The 866-nt window shown below is 46.2% G+C and carries 1 protein-coding gene; it reads left to right on the forward strand.

Annotated features, from left to right (window positions below; translation table 11 throughout):
• Positions 1 to 173: 173 nt before the first annotated feature.
• Positions 174 to 866 (forward strand): hypothetical protein (locus ACFILO_RS09560; RefSeq protein WP_375678221.1); only part of this gene is annotated, 693 nt, incomplete at its 3' end.

The raw sequence follows: 866 nt of genomic DNA on the forward strand, positions 1-866 counted from the left end.
ATGTAGTGGCAAGGGCGTTCTTGATCAAGTTGATAATTTGACATTTGTAGAGGATTGGGCGCGTGAGAATGGGGCTTTTGAGATAGAGATTTTAGGGCGTTTAGGTTGGAAACGTGCACTGAACAAACAAGGTTATGGCATAGATATGCTTTATTATAGGAAGGAATTGTGACATGGGGAGCAGTAGACCAGCAACGACAGAACAGAAGCAGGTGCAGACAAGTGCCCCTCCTGCTTGGATGCAGAATGTCTTTAAGCGAGGTGGTGCGGATGCGTATAATCTGTATGATACAGGGGCGGGTGGGAATGTTTATGGCGGTCCTCGTGTAGCGCCGTTAAGTGATCAAACGCGCTATGGAATTGGTGGTCTTGGAAGTATTCCACAGCATTATCAAAATCGCTCTTTGATGAATACGATTTACAATCCAACGTTGACAGCAAGCAATCTTGGAAGAGTGGCTTCTGGTGATATGGTTGGACAGAATCCGTCTTTTAATGCCGCCCTTCAAAATAGCTTAGACCGTGTAAGAGATACGATTAACAGCTCTTTTGCAGGTGCGGGTCGTTATGGGTCCGGTGCACATGCAGGTGTATTAGCAAATGAACTTGGTGCTTTGTCCACAAGTGCTACAGCAGACCAGTATAATCGTGATGCGGATCGCATGATGCAAGCCAATGCCATGATAGACCAAGCCAATCAAAATCAATTGGGCGCCTCAAATAACTTCTTACAGGGTTATGGGAATGCCTATTCCAATGCCATACAAGGGGGAGGTGTGCTTGATGCCCACAATCAACGCCTTGTTGATGCCAATCGTGAACGTTGGCTGGAACAAGACAATAGCGGCTGGAATAGGTTGAATATG

It is taken from the genome of Bartonella sp. AP72JLCBS (assembly GCF_042195705.1).
GTDB lineage: Bacteria > Pseudomonadota > Alphaproteobacteria > Rhizobiales > Rhizobiaceae > Bartonella.